We start from the raw sequence: 21335 nt of genomic DNA on the forward strand, positions 1-21335 counted from the left end.
GAAATTTGTGCTAGTTGAATCGATCTCAGCATCGACGATTCGTCGATCCACGCCGTCTGCCAAAGCGCTAAGCGGGTTTATTAGTGATCTCAATCACATAAATATACCCGTTAGTCCCCATTGCTTACCGCTCACTGACACTTGGGACCGCTTAAGCTGACATACAACCGCTCACTTATTTACCTTACTTTACGCGCGTATTTCTCTGGCAAGATCCCCCCAACATAGCAGTCAATTTACCTCCTCAAACACAAGATCAAACCCACGCGGCTTCGGCCAATTATTAATTAGATACCAGGTTTTACTATGGATACGAAAAAGATATTCAAGCACATACCCTGGGTGATTCTCGGAATCATCGGTGCATTCTGCCTCTCGGTAGTGGCATTACGTCGGGGTGAGCACATCAGTGCCCTGTGGATCGTGGTCGCCTCAGTTTCTGTTTATCTGGTGGCCTATCGTTACTACAGTCTGTACATCGCCCAAAAGGTGATGAAACTTGACCCGACGCGTGCCACGCCGGCGGTCATCAACAATGACGGTCTGAACTACGTTCCAACCAACCGTAACGTATTGTTTGGCCACCACTTTGCCGCTATCGCAGGTGCGGGTCCGCTGGTTGGGCCGGTACTGGCCGCGCAGATGGGCTATCTGCCCGGTACGCTGTGGCTGCTGGCGGGTGTCGTGCTGGCCGGTGCGGTGCAGGACTTCATGGTGCTGTTTATCTCTTCACGCCGTAACGGCGCATCGCTGGGTGAGATGATCAAAGAAGAGATGGGCCCGATCCCGGGAACCATTGCACTGTTCGGCTGCTTCTTAATCATGATCATCATCCTTGCGGTACTGGCGCTGATCGTGGTGAAAGCGCTGGCTGAAAGCCCGTGGGGGGTGTTCACCGTCTGCTCAACCGTACCTATCGCGCTATTCATGGGGATCTACATGCGATTCCTGCGACCGGGTCGTGTGGGCGAAGTGTCGGTGATTGGTATTGTGCTGCTGGTTGCGTCTATCTACTTCGGCGGCGTGATTGCTCACGACCCGTACTGGGGCCCGGCGCTGACCTTTAAAGACACCACCATTACCTTTACCCTGATCGGCTACGCGTTTATCTCTGCGCTGCTGCCAGTATGGCTGATCCTCGCGCCGCGCGACTATCTGGCTACCTTCCTGAAAATCGGCGTTATCGTCGGTCTGGCGGTGGGGATTGTTATCCTCAACCCAGAACTGAAAATGCCGGCGATGACTCAGTACGTTGATGGTACTGGCCCGCTGTGGAAAGGCGCTCTGTTCCCGTTCCTGTTCATCACCATCGCGTGTGGTGCGGTCTCTGGCTTCCACGCGCTGATCGCTTCTGGTACCACACCGAAGCTGCTGGCCTGTGAAACCGACGCGCGCTTTATCGGTTACGGCGCCATGCTGATGGAATCCTTCGTGGCGATTATGGCGCTGGTTGCCGCGTCCATCATCGAACCGGGTCTGTACTTCGCAATGAACACCCCGCCAGCAGGCCTTGGCATCACCATGCCGAACCTGCATGAAATGAGCGGCGAGAACGCCCCGCTGATTATGGCGCAGTTGAAAGACGTAACCGCACATGCGGCGGCGACCGTCAGCTCCTGGGGCTTCGTCATTTCGCCTGAGCAGATCCTGCAGACCGCGAAAGACATCGGTGAACCGTCCGTTCTGAACCGCGCAGGTGGCGCGCCGACGCTGGCCGTTGGTATCGCTCACGTGTTCCACAAAGTGCTGCCGATGGCTGATATGGGCTTCTGGTACCACTTCGGTATTCTGTTTGAAGCACTGTTCATCCTGACCGCACTGGATGCCGGTACTCGTTCTGGCCGCTTTATGCTGCAGGATTTACTGGGGAACTTCGTTCCGTTCCTGAAAAAAACCGACTCTCTGGTTGCGGGTATCATCGGTACTGCGGGCTGCGTAGGCCTGTGGGGTTACCTGCTGTATCAAGGCGTTGTTGACCCGCTGGGCGGCGTTAAGAGCCTGTGGCCGCTGTTCGGTATCTCTAACCAGATGCTGGCTGCCGTGGCACTGGTTCTGGGCACCGTGGTACTGGTTAAAATGCAGCGCACCAAATACATCTGGGTTACCGTTGTTCCGGCAGTATGGCTGCTTATCTGCACCACCTGGGCGCTGGGTCTGAAACTGTTCAGCACCAACCCGCAGATGGAAGGCTTCTTCTTCATGGCGAATCAGTACAAAGAGAAGATTGCTAACGGCGGCGAACTGACCGCTCAGCAGATTGCCAACATGAACCACATCGTCGTCAACAACTACACCAACGCAGGCCTGAGTATTCTGTTCCTGGTGGTGGTGTACAGCATCATTTTCTACGGGTTCCGTACCTGGCAGAAAGCCCGCGCCATCAACGGTCGCTCTGATAAAGAGACGCCGTATGTACCGGTGCCGGAAGGCGGCGTGAAGACCTCTTCACATCACTAACCGTATTCAGCCCCGCTTCGGCGGGGCTTTTCGCTTATCAGGATTGTTTATGTTTGGTACTTTAGGTCAGGCAAAAAAATACCTCGGTCAGGCGGCAAAGATGCTGATTGGCATTCCGGACTACGACAACTACGTCGAGCACATGAAGACCAACCATCCCGATAAGCCGTACATGACCTACGAAGAATTCTTCCGCGAGCGCCAGGAAGCCCGCTACGGTAGCGGCGGAAGCAGTTGCTGTTAGAAGGAGAAATGAATGACCCCGATTGCAGTTACCCTACTCACCGGTTTTCTTGGCGCGGGTAAAACCACCCTGCTGCGCCATATTCTCAACGAGCAGCACGGCTATAAGATTGCCGTTATCGAAAACGAATTCGGCGAAGTCTCGGTGGACGATCAGCTGATTGGCGACCGCGCCACGCAGATCAAAACCCTGACCAACGGCTGCATTTGCTGTACCCGCTCCAGTGAGCTGGAAGACGCACTGTTAGATCTGCTCGACAACCTCGACAAAGGCGCCATCCATTTCGACCGTTTGGTGATCGAGTGCACCGGCATGGCCGACCCCGGCCCGATTATTCAGACCTTTTTCTCCCATGAAGTGATTTGCGAACGCTACCTGTTAGACGGTGTGATTGCGCTGGTTGACGCGGTACATGCCGACGAGCAGATGAACCAGTTCACCATAGCCCAGTCGCAGGTGGGCTACGCTGACCGCATCCTGCTGACCAAAACCGACGTGGCGGGTGAAAGCGAGAAACTGCGTGAGCGCCTGGCGCGCATCAACGCCCGCGCCCCGGTGTATACCGTCACGCATGGTGATATCGACCTCTCCTTGCTGTTCGATACCAACGGTTTCATGCTCGAGGAGAACGTGGTCAGCGCCAAACCGCGCTTCCACTTTATCGCCGATAAGCAAAATGATATCTCCTCGATCGTCGTCGAGCTGGATTACCCGGTAAACATCAGTGACGTGTCGCGGGTAATGGAAAATCTGCTGCTGGAATCCGCCGAGAAGCTGCTGCGCTACAAAGGCATGCTGTGGATTGACGGCGAGCCGAACCGCCTGCTTTTCCAGGGCGTTCAGCGTCTGTACAGCGCCGACTGGGATCGCCCGTGGGGCGACGAACAACCGCACAGCCTGCTGGTGTTTATCGGCATTAACCTGCCGGAAGACGAGATCAGAGCCGCGTTTGCGGGATTGAAGAAGTAAACAGCCGCTCCCTTTTATTTGTGAAAGGGAGCAAATATCTCTGAAACAAATATCTCGCATCACGCTTTCTGTTTGTAATATTGTCTGTTAATGTCATTACCCATGATGAATTCATGTTTTTATTAATATCTCTCGGAATATTAATTTAACATATTTATATAATTTTCATGAATTGGTAGGCGTAACATGGCAATCATTATTCCCACAATAAGCAGTTGTAGCGAGAAAATTACTGCCGGCGAAAAAAGACTGGCAAGACTTCTTGAGGGGGGACTCAGCGAACAGTGTACCTGCTGGTATGACACCCGAATGGGAGACAAGCAAGAGCATCCGGATTTTGTAATTCTAACCCCCGAAAAAGGTTTGTTATTTATAGAAGTAAAAGACTGGTTTATTACAAAAATTAAATCTGCCAACAAATCACATATTCATTATGAAACTAAAGACGGCATTCAACCGTTCAAGAATCCACTCGAACAGGTTCGTCAATATACCTTTCACACTATCAATAGCCTAAAAAAAGATCCGCTGCTTCGCCAGCAACAAGGTGATTATGAAGGCAGCTTTATTATGCCGTATGGATTTGGTGTTTATTTGAGCAATATTACCCGAGCACAGCTAGAAAAGAGTTTTCCACCCGAAGCGATAAATGAACTATTCCCAGCCAGCCAGGTTATTTGCAAAGACGAACTCAGCGAGTTTATGACCAAGGAACAAATCTCTGCCCGGCTCGAATCCCTTCTCAGACATAACTACGCTCATCACACCACACCACAGCAACTCGACCGTATCCGATGGCATCTATATCCCGATGTACGCATTAACGCATCCGTTACGCAGGTTGATCTGAACAATTTTACGTTCCACACCCCCGATGTGGTTTGCATGATGGACAGGAACCAGGAACAACTCGCCAGAAGCATGGGTGCAGGACACCGTGTTATTCATGGCGTGGCAGGATCCGGTAAAACGCTCATTTTGCACCACCGTTGTATTGAGCTTGCCAACAATATTGAAAACACCAAGCCGATCTTGGTAATTTGCTACAACATCACGCTGGCCAAAAAACTCAAATCACAGCTTGAGCAGCACACTTTAAGACTTCCCGTCGAAGTCATCCATTTTCATGCCTGGTGTTATCAACAGTTAAATGCACATCATTGTCTTCCGCCGAAAAGCAAAAACTTTATTGAGCTGATGGAAAATGCACTGACGGTGGCATTTGAAGAGGGGATTATAAAACCGGAGCAATACAGCGCAGTCCTAATAGACGAGGGACACGATTTTAAACCGGAGTGGCTGAGAATACTCGCACGTATGCCAGACAACAAAGATAACTCCCTTCTTTTCCTCTACGATGACGCCCAGTCTATCTACCAGAAAAAGAAAGCCCTCGACTTCACACTCTCTAGTGTCAATATTAAGGCCCTCGGCCGCACTACGATCCTGAATACCAACTATCGTAATACCCGGCAAATACTCCATTTTGCCAGCAACATTGCCTTTAATTATCTCAATAATCACATTGAAGAGGCGCTCAAATACCAGCAACCCGATGCTGGAGGCTTGTCCGGCACTTACCCGGCACTGGCCAGCTTTGATAATCAGGACGAGGAGATTACTCACGTGCTCGATTGGGTGACAAAGCAGCGACAACAAGGTATTGCATGGTCAGAGATCGCCATACTGTGCCCTTCAACATACAGCATTTCGGGGATGCTGGGGCCACGTCTCGCGGCGCGTAGCATCCCCTACCAAATGATTGTGACCAGCGATGACAAAAAGCACTGGTCGCCGCAAAATGATCTCCTTTGTGTAATGCCTTTACCAAGCAGTAAGGGGCTTGAATTTCACTCAGTGGCTATTATGGATGCCGCAAAGGAAAGGGATGAGGAAGATCTGAGTGACGACATCAAGCGTCTGTATGTCGGATTTACCCGCGCGCGCCAGAATCTTTTGGTGACAATGCACGGAACAGGGAGCTTGCGCGACCATCTTATCAACACCTACGAAAATAGCGCAAAGGTGATCTAACGGAGCCACGCCAGGAATCCGTAAACATTCCCCTCTCCCTACAGCGGAGAGGGGCGAATCCTATTTCAACACGCCCTGCTGCGTTACAACCCACTGTTCACTGGTGGTAATCGGTTTGTCATCTCGGCATGATGCCGCAGGTGTTCCACTAATTTGACAGCTGCGGTTATTTTAGCGGAGAACCGCAGCAGAAATAACCTCGCAGATGCCCGGTGGCGCTACACTTATCGGGCCAGGAAATTCCGCTTCCCGTAGACCGGATCAGGCACAGCCGCCATCCGGCACTCACAGTCCCTGCATATTCTGACTATTTCTTATTTTGCTCGCGCAGCATCGCTTCGCGCAAAATGGCATTAAGGCGCGTCTGATATCCTTTTCCTGGGCGCTTCAGCCATTCCATCACATCGGCATCAATGCGCACCGACGCCTGCGTTTTTAACGGACGAAAAAACTTACCGCGAATGGCCTCTGACCACTGCTTATCCTCGGTCACGGGAATGTCGCTGTAATCGATATCATCGTCCGGTTTATTCGCCAGCGCCTTCAGTTCAGCCTCATGCTGAGCACTCAGCGCGGATACGCTGCCGCGTTTATGTTTAACTATGCTCATAACGATTCCTCTCTTTACGATCTGCCTTTCTGGCACTGATGATACGAATGACTTCAAAGCCACTTTCAAACCTAACGCTATGGGCAACCAGAATAACCACAATGCCATGAACAAGACCGATGGTCTGCCAGCGATACTCACTGTTCTCATACCTATCCTGCCGCGACAGATGTTGGGGATCGTCGAAAACCAATATTGCGTCCTCAAAGCGAACACCATGTTTACGGTGGTTACTTTGTGCCTTGTTTGCATCCCACTCAAACTCCATTGGCATGTTCTTTCCCTAATTGTATATACAAAAGTGTATATACAATTATCTTACGATTATAGCGAAATTGTTGGAAATAACATCACATTTTGCTTTTAATAGAGTGAAGTTAGTAGGCGGATAAGGCGCAGCCGCCATCCGGCACTGGCAGTTTTCATTCCGATAAGTGATTCATCCCATGGAATTTTTCATCTGGTATGGCAAGCTATTGCCATTGCACTCGTTAAGGGACCAACGTGAAAAAGTACAAAGTGATTACCCCGCTTTTTCCAACTTATGATCAGACCCGAGCCATGATGAATGCCGTGGCTGGATGTTCAGTCAAAGCGGTGCGTAATATGATCACCGCCATTCAGGAACAAACGGGTACGCCACAAAACCCGGTTGACTGGTCAGAGCCGGATAACTGGATTAAAGAACGGCTCAGCGGCGAAGATGCCAAAATAGCCTGGCAGATCTGGAAGATGGATAACCATATTCTCAACCCCCGCCACAGCTATGGCTGCTACATGTTTATCAATAACCCTTTGTTCGATCTTATGCAGACCCACGAAGACGGCGGCTGGTACCCCAGCGAACAGGGGCGATTATTTCTGGATAACGATGAAGCCACACTGCGTAAACTCGACGATACAGAAGGCATGTTGCAACTACTGGAACTGCTCGCCGGCCGGGAGCAGGCCAGACGCGCTGATCTGCTACCCGAGTGGCTGGCATTCTTACATCAGCACTCAAAATTTGCCTCCCCCAGTTCAGTCAAAACTACGCTCTACGCCCGGCTGTACAACCTAGTCGAGCGCGATCTGGTAGCCCGTGAAGGGATGAGCTACAAAATTACCGAGGCTGGTCGAAAATGGCTCGGTAAGGCACTGCCTGAACGTCGAACCGATCCACGTAAGGAGTTGCTGGATGCGGTAAAACGCTATAACCAGCAGCAAAAAGAGCTATTGCGCGACCAGCTCTCCACTATGAATCCGTACAAATTTGAACATCTGGTGGCTCAGCTACTTGAAACAATGGGCTACGGGCAGGTTGAAGTGACCAAAGCCTCCGGCGATAAAGGCGTGGATGTGATTGGTAAGGTTCAGGTGGGCATCACCACCATTACCGAAGTGGTGCAGGTAAAACGGATGCAGAACACCATCACGCGCCCGTATATCGACCAGCTACGCGGCGCACTGCCTTACCACAAAGCCATTCGCGGCACGCTGATCACTACCGGTAAGTTCGCCGCTAAGTGTGCAGAAGCGGCGCTGTTCCCTGGCGCCGCGCCGATTACCTTAATCGACGGAGATCGCCTGCTGGAGCTGTTGATTGAAAACAACGTCGGCATTCGACGCAGCAACGCAGTGGAATTGCTGGATGTGGATTTACAGCTGTTTGATGAGCTGGAGATTGAATAACGTGCCAGACACTGTAGCACAGCCATTTCTGTTCATGGCTTGCATAACAATATTGTGTAAAATCAGAGCAATCCCATTATCGGTAGAGAACGGACATGGCTGACCTGAACCTGAGTACCCTGACGGAAGCAGACATCATCACCAAACGCGTAATGCCCGCCATCCTTGACGCTGGCTGGAACGACACAACGCAAATCAGACAAGAGGTCAAACTCCGGGACGGCAAGGTCATCGTACGCGGCAAAGTCGCGTTATCCGGATTACACGCATGTTCCGACAATTATTATGAAAGGCCAGTGGCTGGAGGCAGCCGGTTTCACCACCGGCTGCAAATTCGATGCCAGAGTGATACCCGGCTGCATCGTGCTGACGGCCAAGCTGCCGGAGCCGGAAGAACTAGCGTTATTACATTCGCTGCGTCGGGTGTGCAAGCTGTCCGCACGTAAGCAACTAAGCAACAGTAGGTGCAGGAGTTTATCGACGTAATTTCGGCGAAACCTGTCAGGCAGAAATAACCGCCCGGATGCCAGACAGCGCTCATGAGTATAAGCGCCGTGTATTGATTGCATTACAGCTCTGGGTAACATCATTTTATCCGGAGCCGTTTACTCAAGACCCTAAGCGATAATCCCAATCATCATAGTGGACTATATTCCCATCATGATAGTGCCAGGTAATCTTCTTGTAACGGAGCTGAGCAAGTTCAAGATGGGTCTGTTTTTCGTAATAAGGATCTTTAACATCGTGCATCAGTGAAAAAAGCGTAACGACTTTCACATTTTCCAGGGTTATCGTAAAATAGACCTCTTCCTGACCAGCATAATTTATTCGATAGAGGTCAATAACAGCTTTCCTTAATGTTTCTCCGGTACTTAATGATTTGTACAAAAGCACACTAGAAGCATCAATTTCCTTTTCAATTAAAAATGGACGATGTTGGCGTTTATTCAACACCCTCCCATTATGCAAATCAGAGTTGTAGCTCACATTATGATACAGACCTAAAATCTCGATCTGATTTTCACGGTCTTTTACCATTACACTACCTTTGATAATATTTCCAGCATCATCGATTAATGACATATACCCGGGGATAGCCATTTATAAATCCTTGTTAAATGGAATAGAATTCTCAACACTATTGATCATAACCGCAATACACCGCTTCCCTTCTGTCGTTTTGACCTTATACATTTCCCTGATGGAATTAACAAATAGCTTATTCATTTCTTCTTCTGACTCAGGGTAAGAGGTAAATGCGCATATCTGCTCAATATTCAGCAATGGTCTGTTATCGTTGAGGATAGCCAGAACACCGACTGGGTTATGTGGAATGGCTTCAGAGACCGCCCCCTGTAAATCTTCCGCCGTACTGGCATCCACTCCGAATTCAAGAGCACTTGCTACCGTTAACCAGTCATTATTACCTTTGCTAATTTCAGGAATAATATGGTTCCACCATTCTGACTCACTGTCATCATAAAGTTCGTGTACAACGGTATTTGCTCCTTTTTCATTTATCATCTGCAGAAGCTGTGCTGCAGTATGCACTGCAGCACAGGGAGCACCCGAAAGAATAAATAGAAAGGAGATAAAAATAAATTTCATTATCTTACCACCAAAATTGTGTCACCCGAATCGTAAATGGTTTGGCGCTTATCTTGTCCATTCATAATGATACATCCTGCAGATGCCGTTCCCGGTGGCTGCCCTTTTTTATCACCATGAATTTCGAAATGATCTCTGCCAAAAGTATTTGTCCCTGCAATAGGTTCGAGGATAATAGCGGAGGGACTTTTATGATTATTCCATCCAGCAATAAAATAAACGCCTCGTGGAATGGGGCCCTTGTTACGTATGTGTTCACAGTTCGGTTTATCCTTTGATTCACCAGCACCACTGTAGCAATAAGCAATTAATTTACCGTTATGGCTCAGTATACCTGTCGATACTTTATATTCCCATGTCATATGATTTACATCCTTTAAAATATAATAATTATGCTTATCATATTTAATTGTAAAATTAAATATGTTCATAAAGTCACAATTATTAAAATTCAAAATATTTATAATTCATACATCTTTATTTCTCGAACAAATAACTCGTATTCTGAATAATTAGATAACGGGGAAGCAGCAGGCAATCTGAAAACACCCGGTGGCACGACGCTTACCGGGTCTACAAATTCTGCGTCTCATAGGCCGGATAAGGCGCAGCCGCCATCCGGCACTCACTCCCCACTCACTCGGTAATCACAAACCGCGTCGCGGTAAAGCAGTTCAAAACCCGGTGTACCAGAAATACCATCGTTAGCGTTGCCACCAGCGCGACGGTAACAGAGGTGATGCGGTATAAATCGCTGAACACCAGATCGCTGTCTGGATGCAGGTTCTGGCCGAACATAATCCCGATGGTGGTGATACTGGCAAAACCCACCCCCGCGCCGACTTTTTCCATTACGTGCAGGCGGGCGCTGAACGCCAGCCCGAGGCCGATCAGCGGCATCATCAGCAGCATATGGTTGCTGAAATCATAGATAAGCAGTTGCACCAACAAAATATACAGGCAGGCCAGCACCACGCCGACCACGCGCCAGAGCGAGCTCAACACCGCGCCGCGATAGTGCATAGGAAACAGGATCAAAATGCCCGCCATCAGTGCCGACAGCGAATCGCTCAAATCACAGATCTGGAAGATAACAAAAATCATCGTCGCCACCGTACCGGAAAGCAGCGACTCGTGGCGCACCCGGGTGGCATCTTTCTCAATGCGCGGCGGTAGCTGGCGGGGTTCCACGTCCGGGATCAGATAATGCAGCAGCGCACTCAGCGCCACCGCCATGATGCAGGCTTCCATATTGGAGAACATCAGCGTATGCCAGTTGGTGGTGGGATAGCTCATAAAGTTAAGCATCGTGCTCTGGCACACCACGCCCATCGAACCAAGCAGAAACAGCGGTCCTTTGCTCATCAAGCGAAAACGCATCACATACAGGCCAAACACCACCAGCGTCATAATCAGCGGCCACTGTGAGAGATAGCCGACGATTAGCACCATTTCGACACAGTTCACCGCCGCGCTGAACACGAACTGTTTTGCCACATGGCGGTTGAACACCGGCACCAGCGACAGCAGCATCAGCGGATAAACCACAAAAAATACGCCGTACTGTACGTTGTAGAAGGTCGAGATACTCAGTGCTATCGTCCCGGCAACGGAGATACGCAAGGTCTGGCGAAAATCATTGGCGGTGTAGACAATGTTCCCGTGCGGCGTAAAGACGTGGGCCAGAGTGTTAATAGACATAATGCAGCCAGCTGACGAGGTGGATCTGCGCCCCGGCAAAGGTACGGGCGAACATCCCCTCGCTGTTATACAGCTGCACCGTGGCGCGCGCCCCGGTCGGTAACGGCGTGTCGAGCGGTTCGTTCAGTGCTACGTGAATGCGCATACGCTGGGCATCGCGCACCCAGCGGGTGGACTGTTCCGGTTGCGACAGCAGACCGTTAACCTGTTCCTGACCCGCCAGAATACCGGCATCGCTGCTGGTGACGCGGGCAGAGAAAACTTTGCCCGGCAAGGCGTCGAACACCACGGCGGCATCGGTATCTACCCGAGTGTGGCGCAGGCTTTTCTCGCGAAAGTCGGCCACGATATCGGTCTGATGGCTGACCAGCGCCAGCAGCGGCGTGGCCGCGGTAGCGTAAAGTCCGGGACTAAGCTGAAGGTTACTCACCGTACCGTCGGTCTGTGCATACACTTTGCTCCAGCTGACGTTCAGTTGCGCCTCTTCCAGCGCATTACGGTATTTTTGCAGCGTCACGTTACGCTTGTCATCGAGCTCGCCGCGCTGGATCAGCAGGTTCTGAATGCTGGCATTAAGCGCCGCCACCGACTGCTCGCTGGTTTGCCAGGCGGTACGCACCTTGTCGAGATCTGATTGCGACACGTTCTGCATGGTGGCCAGGCGCTGATAGCGGTCAAAGGTGGTCTTATCGTTACGGGCACTGAATTGCGCGGTACGCAGGTTGGCGCGCGCGGAGGCTATCTGCGCATCCAACTGTTGATTGCTCAACTTCGCCTGCTCAAGGGCGATTTGCGCAGCCTCGACCTTATTGATAAACGGCGTCGGATCCAGTTCGTACAGCAAATCGCCCTTCTTCACCAGGCTATTGTTGTGTACATGCACCTGCGAGACGTAACCGGATACGCGTGAGGAAACGGGCGTTACCACGCGCATCACCGTGGAGTCCGGCGTCAGCGGGATCCAGATATCGGCAACGATAAACCAGGCGAATATTACCAGGAAAGCGGCAATACTCACCCTTACCCAACGGGCAAATTTTTGTTCTGGGGTCATCATAGTTTTTAGTGTTGATTGTCTTCTTCGCGGATTGTCCGCAAATTGCAGGCGAGTTGATTTAAGGTCGCGCTGAATGAGGAAAGCTCCGCTTCGGGAATGGTGCAGGTGACGCGATGTTGATATGTCTCAATCACCCGGTTAAGTTCTTCAAGCCTTGAGCGGCCTTGCGCGGTCAGCGTTAGCAGACGGATGCGTTTGTCATAAGGCGATGTGGAACGCAGCAGATATCCCTGCTTTTCCAGTTGCGAAAGGGTGCGCATCAGCGGCGGCAGTTCAATGCCCTGTATTTGTGCCAGTTCACTGACCGAGACGTTGTCTCCCAGTTGATACAGTTGCATCAGTACCGTCCAGCTTGACTGCGTCAGGCCAGTATCGGTGATGGCAGCATCAATAATGGCCCGCCACTGGCGCACCACCATAGCCATGCGCATCCCCATCGGACGGCGGGCAAACAGTTCATCTTCCGTCATCTTACTTTCCCCTCATCGCTGAGAAGAAAATAATACTTATCAGGGTAACTATCAAGAAACAGGCTACCCAGAAGCATGAATTGATAAATAATGTGAATACAAAAGAGGCCGGGGCGATAACCCTCCAGCCTCTGTCGATGGAAGAAAATCACTCAACCTGATCGCGTCGCAACCCGACGTCCCGCAGCCGCTCATTACTCATCTGTTGCAATACGCGCCGCGTTTGCGCCCGTAACCGCCACGCCTTATATGCCCGCCAGATCAGAACAAACCCAATAAATGGCTGCTTTGCTTTATTCTCATGAAATTCCATACCTTGCCTCCCCGCCTTGTCTGAGGCTTTATCTTCACGGATTTGGCCCTAAGCAATACAGACTCACAAAGTACTTTTATTTAACATACAGATTGGTTAAAAAGAGTTCTGCATCGCTTTTTTCACGCCAATCTGTACTGGTTTTTTAATCTGTATGATACCCATGAGGGATACAGCATGACGCGTTATCAACATCTGGCCAATCTGCTGGCCGAACGCATTGAGCAGGGGTTGTATCGCCATGGCGAAAAACTGCCTTCGGTACGTAACCTGAGTCAGGAGCACGGGGTCAGTATCAGCACCGTCCAGCAGGCGTATCAGATGCTGGAACAGCGGCAACTGATCACCCCGCAGCCGCGTTCCGGTTATTTTGTCGCGCCGCAAAAAGCGCTGCCGCCCGTACCGCCGATGTCACGCCCGGTGCAGCGTCCGGTCGAGATAACGCAGTGGGATCTGGTGCTGGATATGCTAAAAGGGCATAGCGATAAATCTGTGATCCCCTTCAGCAGCGGCGCACCAGATGTCAGTCAACCGAGCCTGAAACCGCTCTGGCGCGAACTCAGCCGCGTAGTGCAGCATAACCTGAAGGCAGTGCTGGGGTACGACAAGCTTCCCGGCAGCCAGGATCTGCGCCAGCAGATCGCCCGTCTGATGCTGGACAGCGGTTCAGTCCTCAACGCCGATGATATTGTGATAACCAACGGGAGCCAGAGCGGAATGTCGCTGGCGCTGCTGGCGGTTTGTCAGCCAGGGGACATTGTCGCCGTTGAATCCCCCACCTACTACGGCACAATGCAGCTACTGCGCGGCCTCGGGATCAAGGTGATTGAGATCCCAACCGATCCGGATACCGGGATCAGCATTGAAGCGCTAGAGCTGGCGCTGGATCAGTGGCCGATCAAAGGCGTGCTGCTGGTACCCAACTGCAACAACCCTCTCGGGTTCATTATGCCGGATGCGCGTAAGCGGGCGGTGCTCGCCCTCGCCCAGCGTCACGACATCGTCATTTTTGAAGATGATGTGTATGGCGAACTGGCCACAGAGTATCCGCGCCCGCGTACGATCCACTCCTGGGACAGTGACGGCCGGGTAATACTCTGCAGTTCGTTTACCAAATCCGTAGCCCCCGGACTGCGCGTGGGTTGGGTGGTTCCCGGTCGCTATTACAATAAACTGCTACATATGAAGTACGCCGTCATTGGTACTAACGTTCCCGCTACGCAGTTGGCAGCAGCCTCCTTTGTGCGCGAAGGTCATTACCATCGGCATATCCGGCGTATGCGCCAGATTTATCAGCGTAATATGGAGATCTACACCTGCTGGGTACGGGAATATTTTCCCTGCGGGATCTGCGTCACACGACCAAAAGGCGGCTTTATGCTGTGGGGCGAGCTGCCGCTCCAGGTCGATATGGTCTGCGTCGCTAAGCAGCTCTGTCGCCTGAAAATCCAGGTCGCACCGGGATCGCTGTTCTCCGCTTCCGGAAAGTATCGCAACTGCGTACGCATCAACTGCGCGTTACCGCCAAACGAGAAGCATCAGGAAGTGATGCAAAAGCTCGGCGAGGCGGTAAAGATGGCGATAGAGTAAACCGGACCGCCCGGTGATTTCGGCCAGACGATTATGCGATTTAACTCATATCTAATGACTTAAACCCTGAATATCTTCTGCGGAAAGCCGGGTAATTTTTTGTACCGTGCAGATATCAATACCGTCTGCCAGCATGGTGTGGGCAATACGGAGCGCCTCATCAAGTCGCCCTTCTATAAGCCCTTCTTGTCGCCCTTCCTGTAACCCTTCCAGCCTGCCTTTTTGTAGCCCTGCCTCATGCAATCTGTCGGCGATCGTCATCAAATGCTCCTTATGCTGCGGTGAACGTTCGGCAACCTCACGAATAAACTCACTGAATCGAGGCGCATCGCCAGTTCGTAAAATATAATTAAACAGCGTCTTTATCTGGCTGTCATTAGTCAGTCCGGTAAGTAGCAGGGAAACAATTTTCTCGACCAGCCCCATAAGTTCGCGCAGCGAAGCGGGAAGATGTATTTGTAGAAAATCCCGAGCTGTATCAGGGTGGCGCAAAAACGTTTTAAAGACCGCATCATGCGGGGTGGAAGTCGGTGCTTTGTTCATGGAGATCCATCACCTGGAAATAAGATGCCGTGACTGTAGCGCTGGTAAACCACACCCTCACCTGTAACTTTCTCTCTTTGCGAGGCGATTTCCGGGATAAAAACGCCCCTTTGTAACGTCTGCATTTGTCTGGAACGCATCACGCAGAATCACGACCTCAATGCACATTCCCGCTTTTTCACCGCAGGGCCTGTGCTATAACAAATCATCACTTTCATGGAGGACACGATGTGACGCATACCCGAGATATTCCACAATCGTTCTGGCGTGATGAGCAACTGCCGTGGCTGGAGCTTCGCAGCACCTGGCGCAGCCAGCAGGCCTATAAGCGCCATCACCACTCTCAGCTCTCGATTGGGGCAATTCTCGAGGGAGGAACCTGCTGCCTGTGCGATGACAAGGAATACCATCTGGAGGTGGGCGATCTCATTGTGATCCCACCACTGGCACCTCACAGCTGTAATCCCGTCAACGGGCAATTTCGCAGCTATCACATGCTTTATCTTGATGCCCGGTGGTGCCTTGCCCATCTGCCAGCGCTGAACAGCAATCAACGGCTTTGCACGCGCCCTCCTGTTATCCGCGATCCGCAATTATTCCAGTGCTACATGCACCTTGTGGCGCTCATGCCGCAACGGCAAACGACGCAGATAACTGATGCCGCACAAGCATTGCTGCGCTCGCTGCCATTGCAGTCGGTAACACCGGAAAACCTAAGCGTCACCAGCCAGTATCTGCGCGAGCGGTTGCAGTCCAGTCTGCTCTCCCCACCCTCGCTGGATGAGCTGGCAGATGAGTGTCACATGCGTAAAGAGACGCTGATTCGGACCTTTAAGCAGGACACCGGGCTGACTCCGGGAAATTATCTGAACATCGTGAGGATTGACTATGCCCGTCAGCGGCTACGGGCCGGGGACGAGATTGTCGATGTCGGCTACCAGAGCGGGTTTGCCGACCAGAGCCATTTCCATCGCACCTTTGTTCGCTACACAGCAGCCACACCGCGCCAGTACGCACTGGGACGATCAATATCAGACAATAATTAGCGTTGCGTCAGGCGTACGCTGATCTCTGTTTCATTTTCTGAGGTCGCTATGTCGCTGCTTGCTGAACTTTTTCCGTCTGCTTTTCCCGCGCTGGCGCTGGCGCATTTTGTTGCACTACTCAGCCCAGGGCCGGACTTCTTTTTACTGGTCGGTTACGCCGTACGTTACCGAATGCGCGGCAGCGCCGGGCTGTGTGTGGGGATCGCCATCGGCAACGGGCTGTATATCCTGCTGGCGATTATTGGTTGGGGGATCCTGCGCCAGCTTCCCCTGCTGTTTACGGTTATTGAGCTGCTGGGCGCGCTCTATTTATTATGGATTGGCAGCCTACTGATACGCAGCCGCCCGCAAACCCTGACCGGAGCAGACGCCCAGTCTACCTGTCCAGGATTTGGTAAACAGCTGCTGCTGGGATTAGGCTCGTCGCTGCTCAACCCAAAAAATGCGCTGTTCTATCTGGCGCTGATGACCGCCCTGCTCGGCCCGTCGGTGACGCTGCTGCAACAAACCATGAGCGGGATCTGGATGACCAGCGTGGTGTTGTTCTGGGATCTGCTGATCGTGATGTTCATCGGCTTACCGCAGATCCAGCGACGGTTATCCAGAGGGATATTGTGGATTGAGCGTATCGCCGGAGGCGTGCTGATCGTCTTCGGTTGTGCAATCGCGCTGCGTTTTCTGCAGAGCGTCACTTTCTGATAAGCGTGACGATTTTCTGCAAATAAAGCGGATAAACTCGTTTAATTAATATCCAATCCGCATTACACTTTGGGTGGCTATTATCCATTCAACCAATTCTTCCCGAGGTGCGATGTGCTGATTGTTACTTGTAATCGTTACGTTTTCTGACCCGAGTCTGAAAACGTTTCTCCTGTTTGCGCCTCGCGCAGGCAGCGTTTTTGATTACATGAAATTCAGTACATTTGCAGTCTGCTTTTTTCTGTCATCGGTCTGACGTCTCAAAGACGGTATTGAATTTCGCTATTCCCGTTGAGGGTTTTCTCCCGAAAAGGAGCTGTTTTATGCAACGGATTCTCGCGTTTTTCTCCCAACGCACCACGGCGCTATTTTTTCCTGTCGCGTTGATTTTATATGACTTCGCCGCCTATCTGTCGACGGACCTGATCCAGCCAGGCATCATCAATGTGGTGCGTGATTTCAACGCCGACGTCAGCCTGGCCCCCGCTGCGGTGAGCCTCTATCTGGCTGGCGGCATGGCGCTGCAATGGCTGCTGGGACCGCTCTCCGACCGGATTGGCCGTCGACCGGTGCTGATTGCGGGGGCGTTAATCTTTACGCTCGCCTGCGCTGCCACGTTATTGACCACCTCAATGACGCAATTTCTGGTCGCCCGATTTGTACAGGGCACCAGCATCTGCTTTATCGCTACCGTTGGCTATGTCACGGTGCAGGAGGCGTTTGGGCAAACGAAGGCCATTAAGTTAATGGCGATAATCACCTCCATTGTGCTGGTTGCGCCAGTTATCGGCCCGCTCTCCGGCGCAGCGCTGATGCACTTTGTACACTGGAAAGTCCTGTTTGCCATTATCGCCGCCATGGGGCTTATCGCCCTGATAGGGCTAGCGTTAGCAATGCCGGAAACCGTTAAGCGCGGCGCGGTGCCATTCAGTGCACGCGGCGTACTGCGTGATTTCCGCGATGTTTTCCGCAACCGGGTGTTCTTGTTTGGCGCAGCCACGCTGTCGTTAAGCTATATCCCGATGATGAGCTGGGTGGCGGTCTCGCCAGTGATCCTGATCGACGCTGGCGGTATGAGCACATCAGAGTTTGCCTGGGCGCAGGCACCGGTCTTTGGCGCGGTGATCGTCGCCAATATGGTGGTTGTTCGTTTTGTGAAGGATCCAACCCAGCCACGCTTTATCTGGCGGGCGGCACCCATTCAACTGAGCGGGCTGGCGGTGCTGATTGCCGGCAATTTGCTGTGGCCGCACGTCTGGCTGTGGTCGGTGCTGGGAACCAGCCTGTATGCGTTTGGCATTGGTATGATCTTTCCGACGCTGTTCCGCTTTACGCTGTTTTCCAACAACTTACCGAAGGGTACGGTCTCGGCGTCGCTGAATATGGTCATCCTGACGGTGATGGCGGTTTCTGTCGAAATCGGACGTTGGCTGTGGTTTAACGGCGGCAGGATTTCGTTTCATCTGTTGGCGGTTGCGGCGGGTATTGCTGTCGTCTTTACCCTGGCAGGCTTACTGAAACGGGTTCGCCAGCATGAAACAACAACGTTAGCCACTGAAAACTAACCAGCCGGATGGCACTGACGCTTATCCGGCCTGTGTCGTAGTGATAGGCCGGATAAGGCGCTTGCACCGCATCCGGCAACCATCACATTATCTTAAGCAATGCGCGCAAACCCTGCTTCCAGATCGGCAATCAGGTCGCCAATATCCTCAAGGCCAATATGCACCCTGACCAGGGTGCCGCTGAAATCCACCTCTCCGGCTGGGCGAATGCTGTTCAGCTCTTCCGGCTGATTCGCCAGAATAAGCGACTCAAATCCGCCCCACGAATAGGCCATATGGAACAGCGAGAAGTTATCGAGGAAATTCGCCATCTGCTCGTCGGTCAGTCTCTTTTTCAGCACAAACGAGAACAGGCCTGAGCTTCCGGCAAAGTCACGCTGAAAATACTCGTGTCCCGGACATTCCGGGAATGCCGGATGATTCACCCGCGCCACTTCCGGCCTTGCCGACAGCCAGCGGGCAATATGGATGCTGCTCTCCTGATGCTGCTTAAGACGTACCGCCAGGGTACGCAATCCACGGCTGCCGTTGTAGGCCGTATCGGCATCCAGCGTTTGCCCCATCAAATAGGAGTTCTCGCGCAGACGATCCCAACAACGAGCGTTGGACACCGCCGTGCCCAGCATGCCGTCCGAATGACCGATGGTGTACTTCGTTCCCGCCTGAATGGAAATATCCACGCCATATTCCAGCGCTTTGAACAGCACACCCGCCGCCCAGGTGTTGTCGATCATAATGACAATCTCCGGATTAACCGCGCGGATAGCTTTCACCATCCCCGGTACATCCTGGACTTCCATGGTGATCGAACTTGGCGATTCGAGGAATACAACTTTCGTTTCCGGACGCAGAAGATCAACGATACCAGCACCAATCAACGGATCGTAATACGTTGTTTCCACATTGAATTTACTCAGGATCTTATTGCAAAAATCTTGGGTTGGCTCGTAGGCCGCGCCCGTCATCAAAATATGATCGCCACCCTGAACAAACGCCAGAATCGCATTGGTCACCGCCGCAGCGCCGCACGGGTAAAGCGCGCAGCCAACGCCGCCTTCCAGTTCGCTCATTGCCTCCTGGAAGGCAAAGTGGGTGTAGGTTCCGCGGCGACCATAAAACAGCTCGCCATTTGCGCGATTGGCGGTGGCGAATTTTTTGTCTTTCACGGTATCAAACACCAGCGAAGAGGCGCGCTGGATAACCGGATTCACCGCTCCCTGGGTGTAGCGTTTGTCGCGACCCGCAACAACTAATTGCGTCTCAAGCTTCATTGCGTCTTTCATAACATCTCCTGTTCTTAATCCGTGTGAAACCTATACCACCGCAGCAGTAGAGTTTATTTCAGTGTTGGTCTGCTTTTTTCCAGCGAACCGTTCAACAATCTGCGCCGCATTCAAATCATGGATAACGTTAATCAGTGTGGCAGGCGCATCGGTAATCGTGCCCAGCACTACTAACATCGGGATCGCTTCCATTGGCAGGCCCAGCGTAGTGACGATAAAGATTTCACCGAGGAATGCCCCGCCCGGTACGCCGCCGACGATAATGGCGGAGAGCACCGCAATCAGCATGGTCAGGAAGAAGGTCTCGGTGGTGAACTCCATGCCCAGCACGGAATAGATAAAGACAATTTTCAGCGCGGCAATCATCGCCACGCCACCTTTGTTCAGGTTAACCAGTAGCGGAATGGAGACATCAACGATTTCCGGGTTAATCCCCATCGCCTTACCGGCACGCAGCGTCACCGGGAGAGTCCCCAGCGAAGAGCAGGTTCCCAGCGCAGTCGCAGACGGTTCAATCGCATTACGCCAGAAAGCTTTGACCGCCGGAATCCCGCCGCCAATATACGAATAGAGAATCGAGCCAAAAACAAAGTAGACCAGCGTAGCCACCATGAACAGGCCGATAGCGCGAGCAAAGGTTAACAGCAGTGCAGAGTCCTGACTGGCCATAGTGGCAGCGAAATAGCAGCCCAAGCCAATCGGTGCGACCTTCATAATGATCGAGACGATCTTCATGATCACGGTATTGGCATCTTCCAGCAGCGACGCAATGCGCTTACCGGCCTGATCCGATTGACCAATCGCCACACCAGCAATAATCGCCATCACAATCAGCGCCAGAATATTGGACTTAGAAAACAGTCCGATAAAGTCGCTGGTCGTGATCATGCTGACAAAATCCATCTTACCGCTGCCCGCCTGCACCGACTGCGAAAGATCGATAGTGACGCCCTGCGCCGGGTTATACCATAGCGCCAGCGCAACGATCCCGGCAGCCGGAATAAAGGCCATTGCGATCGAAACAATAAAGATAATCGCCATAATGCGCCCCAGCCTTTTCAGGTCGGTCATACTGGCGATCGAAGACATGACGCTGATCCCCACCAGCGGCACAATAATCATAAATAGCAGATTTAAGAATATCTGGCCGATTGGCTGGAGTTTACTTGCAAACGAGGGGGCATAAATACCTAATAAGCCGCCAATCACCAGAGCAACTAATAAAATAATCGACGATCTGTAGGGTTCGAGTCGTGACCACATAATCGGTACCTTTAGAATAATATTTAATGAGATTAAATTCACAATGTGATGAGTTTCCGTTTCGCCTCCTTTTATTTTGTGACGTAACTCACCTAAGTTGTTATTTTTTCATTTTGCCAGCAAGTTGTTTCCTGTGATTCAATAGTTGCATGTTTAAAACGCGAATGTAACGGCCTATTCGTACCGTTTTTGCAAATCACTTGTGAATAAAA

Annotated in this window: 20 protein-coding genes and 3 pseudogenes; 11 read left to right on the forward strand and 12 right to left on the reverse strand. The window is 51.8% G+C overall.

The window, feature by feature from the left end; translation table 11 throughout:
- Positions 1-306: 306 nt before the first annotated feature.
- The 4 genes from btsT (at position 307) to HV311_RS21765 (ending at position 5704) form a co-directional block, all read left to right on the forward strand.
- Positions 307-2457 carry a pyruvate/proton symporter BtsT gene (gene btsT / locus HV311_RS21750; RefSeq protein WP_003830033.1) on the forward strand — a complete coding sequence of 717 codons (2151 nt, stop codon included), beginning with the start codon at positions 307-309 and terminating at the stop codon, positions 2455-2457.
- Positions 2458-2506: 49 nt separating this feature from the next.
- Positions 2507-2701 carry a YbdD/YjiX family protein gene (locus tag HV311_RS21755; protein WP_003830038.1) on the forward strand — a complete coding sequence of 65 codons (195 nt, stop codon included), beginning with the start codon at positions 2507-2509 and terminating at the stop codon, positions 2699-2701.
- 12 nt (positions 2702-2713) lie between these two features.
- On the forward strand, positions 2714-3670 hold the full coding sequence (yjiA, locus tag HV311_RS21760; RefSeq protein WP_115191028.1) for a GTPase: 957 nt from the start codon (positions 2714-2716) through the stop codon (positions 3668-3670).
- 186 nt (positions 3671-3856) lie between these two features.
- Positions 3857-5704 (forward strand): 3'-5' exonuclease, encoded by a 1848-nt coding sequence (locus HV311_RS21765; RefSeq protein ID WP_191220454.1) that lies wholly within the window; start codon positions 3857-3859, stop codon positions 5702-5704.
- Positions 5705-6011: 307 nt separating this feature from the next.
- On the opposite strand, the gene HV311_RS21770 is transcribed toward HV311_RS21765, so the two are convergent.
- Positions 6012-6314, reverse strand: a complete 303-nt coding sequence (locus HV311_RS21770; protein WP_016155614.1) for a BrnA antitoxin family protein — start codon at positions 6312-6314, stop codon at positions 6012-6014.
- Entirely contained in the window at positions 6301-6588 is a 288-nt protein-coding gene (locus HV311_RS21775) for a BrnT family toxin (protein WP_049282566.1), read from the reverse strand. Before HV311_RS21775 ends, HV311_RS21770 begins: the two co-directional genes overlap by 14 nt.
- Before the next feature lie 230 nt (positions 6589-6818).
- On the opposite strand from HV311_RS21775, the gene HV311_RS21780 reads away from it, so the two are divergent.
- The 3 genes and pseudogenes from HV311_RS21780 to HV311_RS21790 all read left to right on the forward strand — a co-directional run.
- Positions 6819-7985: a restriction endonuclease gene (locus tag HV311_RS21780; RefSeq protein WP_191220455.1), complete on the forward strand. Its 1167-nt coding sequence runs from the start codon at positions 6819-6821 to the stop codon at positions 7983-7985.
- Between the two features lie 95 nt (positions 7986-8080).
- Positions 8081-8236: pseudogene (locus HV311_RS28110) on the forward strand (type I restriction endonuclease); the annotation flags it as partial.
- A pseudogene (locus tag HV311_RS21790) lies at positions 8217-8500 on the forward strand (SymE family type I addiction module toxin); the annotation flags it as partial. The pseudogenes HV311_RS28110 and HV311_RS21790, both read left to right, overlap by 20 nt.
- Before the next feature lie 94 nt (positions 8501-8594).
- Here HV311_RS21790 and tssD read toward each other — a convergent pair.
- From tssD to HV311_RS21825, 7 genes are all read right to left on the reverse strand, one after another.
- Entirely contained in the window at positions 8595-9086 is a 492-nt protein-coding gene (gene tssD, locus HV311_RS21795; protein WP_016151575.1) for a type VI secretion system tube protein TssD, read from the reverse strand.
- The gene (locus HV311_RS21800) at positions 9087-9593 is read right to left on the reverse strand and encodes a hypothetical protein (protein ID WP_046275904.1); all 507 of its coding nucleotides are present in this window, start codon (positions 9591-9593) and stop codon (positions 9087-9089) included. It lies immediately after the preceding gene.
- Positions 9593-10024: a tlde1 domain-containing protein gene (locus tag HV311_RS21805; protein WP_223952673.1), complete on the reverse strand. Its 432-nt coding sequence runs from the start codon at positions 10022-10024 to the stop codon at positions 9593-9595. The genes HV311_RS21800 and HV311_RS21805 overlap by 1 nt, the downstream gene beginning before the upstream one ends.
- 205 nt (positions 10025-10229) lie before the next feature.
- Complete coding sequence (locus HV311_RS21810) at positions 10230-11294, reverse strand: DUF2955 domain-containing protein (RefSeq protein WP_046275086.1); 1065 nt, start codon at positions 11292-11294, stop codon at positions 10230-10232.
- Positions 11284-12351, reverse strand: coding sequence for an HlyD family secretion protein (locus tag HV311_RS21815; RefSeq protein ID WP_049041984.1), 1068 nt, complete (start codon positions 12349-12351; stop codon positions 11284-11286). The genes HV311_RS21810 and HV311_RS21815 overlap by 11 nt, the downstream gene beginning before the upstream one ends.
- Before the next feature lie 5 nt (positions 12352-12356).
- Positions 12357-12821 (reverse strand): MarR family winged helix-turn-helix transcriptional regulator, encoded by a 465-nt coding sequence (locus HV311_RS21820; RefSeq protein WP_191220456.1) that lies wholly within the window; start codon positions 12819-12821, stop codon positions 12357-12359.
- A 148-nt stretch (positions 12822-12969) separates the two neighbouring features.
- Positions 12970-13134, reverse strand: a complete 165-nt coding sequence (locus HV311_RS21825; RefSeq protein WP_016155606.1) for a DUF1127 domain-containing protein — start codon at positions 13132-13134, stop codon at positions 12970-12972.
- A 177-nt stretch (positions 13135-13311) separates the two neighbouring features.
- Between HV311_RS21825 and HV311_RS21830 the strand changes: the two genes are divergently transcribed.
- Positions 13312-14724 (forward strand): aminotransferase-like domain-containing protein, encoded by a 1413-nt coding sequence (locus HV311_RS21830; RefSeq protein WP_191220457.1) that lies wholly within the window; start codon positions 13312-13314, stop codon positions 14722-14724.
- 434 nt (positions 14725-15158) lie between these two features.
- On the opposite strand, the pseudogene HV311_RS28335 reads toward HV311_RS21830, so the two are convergent.
- Positions 15159-15267: pseudogene (locus HV311_RS28335) on the reverse strand (Rpn family recombination-promoting nuclease/putative transposase); the annotation flags it as partial.
- 230 nt (positions 15268-15497) lie between these two features.
- Here HV311_RS28335 and HV311_RS21840 point away from each other — a divergent pair.
- The 3 genes from HV311_RS21840 (at position 15498) to mdtM (ending at position 18577) form a co-directional block, all read left to right on the forward strand.
- Positions 15498-16313, forward strand: coding sequence for a helix-turn-helix transcriptional regulator (locus HV311_RS21840; RefSeq protein WP_191220459.1), 816 nt, complete (start codon positions 15498-15500; stop codon positions 16311-16313).
- A gap of 48 nt (positions 16314-16361) precedes the next feature.
- A complete protein-coding gene (locus tag HV311_RS21845) occupies positions 16362-17012 on the forward strand; it encodes a LysE family translocator (protein ID WP_191220460.1) in 651 nt (216 codons plus the stop codon).
- Between the two features lie 323 nt (positions 17013-17335).
- Positions 17336-18577, forward strand: coding sequence for a multidrug efflux MFS transporter MdtM (gene mdtM, locus HV311_RS21850; RefSeq protein WP_191220461.1), 1242 nt, complete (start codon positions 17336-17338; stop codon positions 18575-18577).
- A gap of 92 nt (positions 18578-18669) precedes the next feature.
- Here mdtM and metC read toward each other — a convergent pair whose 3' ends face one another.
- Positions 18670-19860, reverse strand: coding sequence for a cystathionine beta-lyase (gene metC / locus HV311_RS21855; protein WP_191220462.1), 1191 nt, complete (start codon positions 19858-19860; stop codon positions 18670-18672).
- 30 nt (positions 19861-19890) lie between these two features.
- Entirely contained in the window at positions 19891-21123 is a 1233-nt protein-coding gene (locus HV311_RS21860) for a dicarboxylate/amino acid:cation symporter (protein WP_003019196.1), read from the reverse strand.
- Positions 21124-21335: the final 212 nt, after the last annotated feature.

Origin of the sequence: Citrobacter sp. RHBSTW-00881, from assembly GCF_013728515.1 — a bacterium.
Lineage (GTDB): Bacteria > Pseudomonadota > Gammaproteobacteria > Enterobacterales > Enterobacteriaceae > Citrobacter > Citrobacter braakii.

Bases quoted from the DNA above. Each gene is read 5' to 3' on its own strand.
- tssD (WP_016151575.1), bottom strand. From the start codon at position 9,086: ATGGCTATCCCCGGGTATATGTCATTAATCGATGATGCTGGAAATATT.
- metC (WP_191220462.1), bottom strand. From the start codon at position 19,860: ATGAAAGACGCAATGAAGCTTGAGACGCAATTAGTTGTTGCGGGTCGC.
- HV311_RS21775 (WP_049282566.1), bottom strand. From the start codon at position 6,588: ATGCCAATGGAGTTTGAGTGGGATGCAAACAAGGCACAAAGTAACCAC.
- HV311_RS21845 (WP_191220460.1), top strand. From the start codon at position 16,362: ATGTCGCTGCTTGCTGAACTTTTTCCGTCTGCTTTTCCCGCGCTGGCG.
- HV311_RS21815 (WP_049041984.1), bottom strand. From the start codon at position 12,351: ATGATGACCCCAGAACAAAAATTTGCCCGTTGGGTAAGGGTGAGTATT.
- mdtM (WP_191220461.1), top strand. From the start codon at position 17,336: ATGCAACGGATTCTCGCGTTTTTCTCCCAACGCACCACGGCGCTATTT.
- btsT (WP_003830033.1), top strand. From the start codon at position 307: ATGGATACGAAAAAGATATTCAAGCACATACCCTGGGTGATTCTCGGA.
- yjiA (WP_115191028.1), top strand. From the start codon at position 2,714: ATGACCCCGATTGCAGTTACCCTACTCACCGGTTTTCTTGGCGCGGGT.
- HV311_RS21800 (WP_046275904.1), bottom strand. From the start codon at position 9,593: ATGAAATTTATTTTTATCTCCTTTCTATTTATTCTTTCGGGTGCTCCC.
- HV311_RS21830 (WP_191220457.1), top strand. From the start codon at position 13,312: ATGACGCGTTATCAACATCTGGCCAATCTGCTGGCCGAACGCATTGAG.
- HV311_RS21755 (WP_003830038.1), top strand. From the start codon at position 2,507: ATGTTTGGTACTTTAGGTCAGGCAAAAAAATACCTCGGTCAGGCGGCA.
- HV311_RS21805 (WP_223952673.1), bottom strand. From the start codon at position 10,024: ATGAACATATTTAATTTTACAATTAAATATGATAAGCATAATTATTAT.
- HV311_RS21825 (WP_016155606.1), bottom strand. From the start codon at position 13,134: ATGGAATTTCATGAGAATAAAGCAAAGCAGCCATTTATTGGGTTTGTT.
- HV311_RS21810 (WP_046275086.1), bottom strand. From the start codon at position 11,294: ATGTCTATTAACACTCTGGCCCACGTCTTTACGCCGCACGGGAACATT.
- HV311_RS21765 (WP_191220454.1), top strand. From the start codon at position 3,857: ATGGCAATCATTATTCCCACAATAAGCAGTTGTAGCGAGAAAATTACT.
- HV311_RS21860 (WP_003019196.1), bottom strand. From the start codon at position 21,123: ATGTGGTCACGACTCGAACCCTACAGATCGTCGATTATTTTATTAGTT.
- HV311_RS21770 (WP_016155614.1), bottom strand. From the start codon at position 6,314: ATGAGCATAGTTAAACATAAACGCGGCAGCGTATCCGCGCTGAGTGCT.
- HV311_RS21820 (WP_191220456.1), bottom strand. From the start codon at position 12,821: ATGACGGAAGATGAACTGTTTGCCCGCCGTCCGATGGGGATGCGCATG.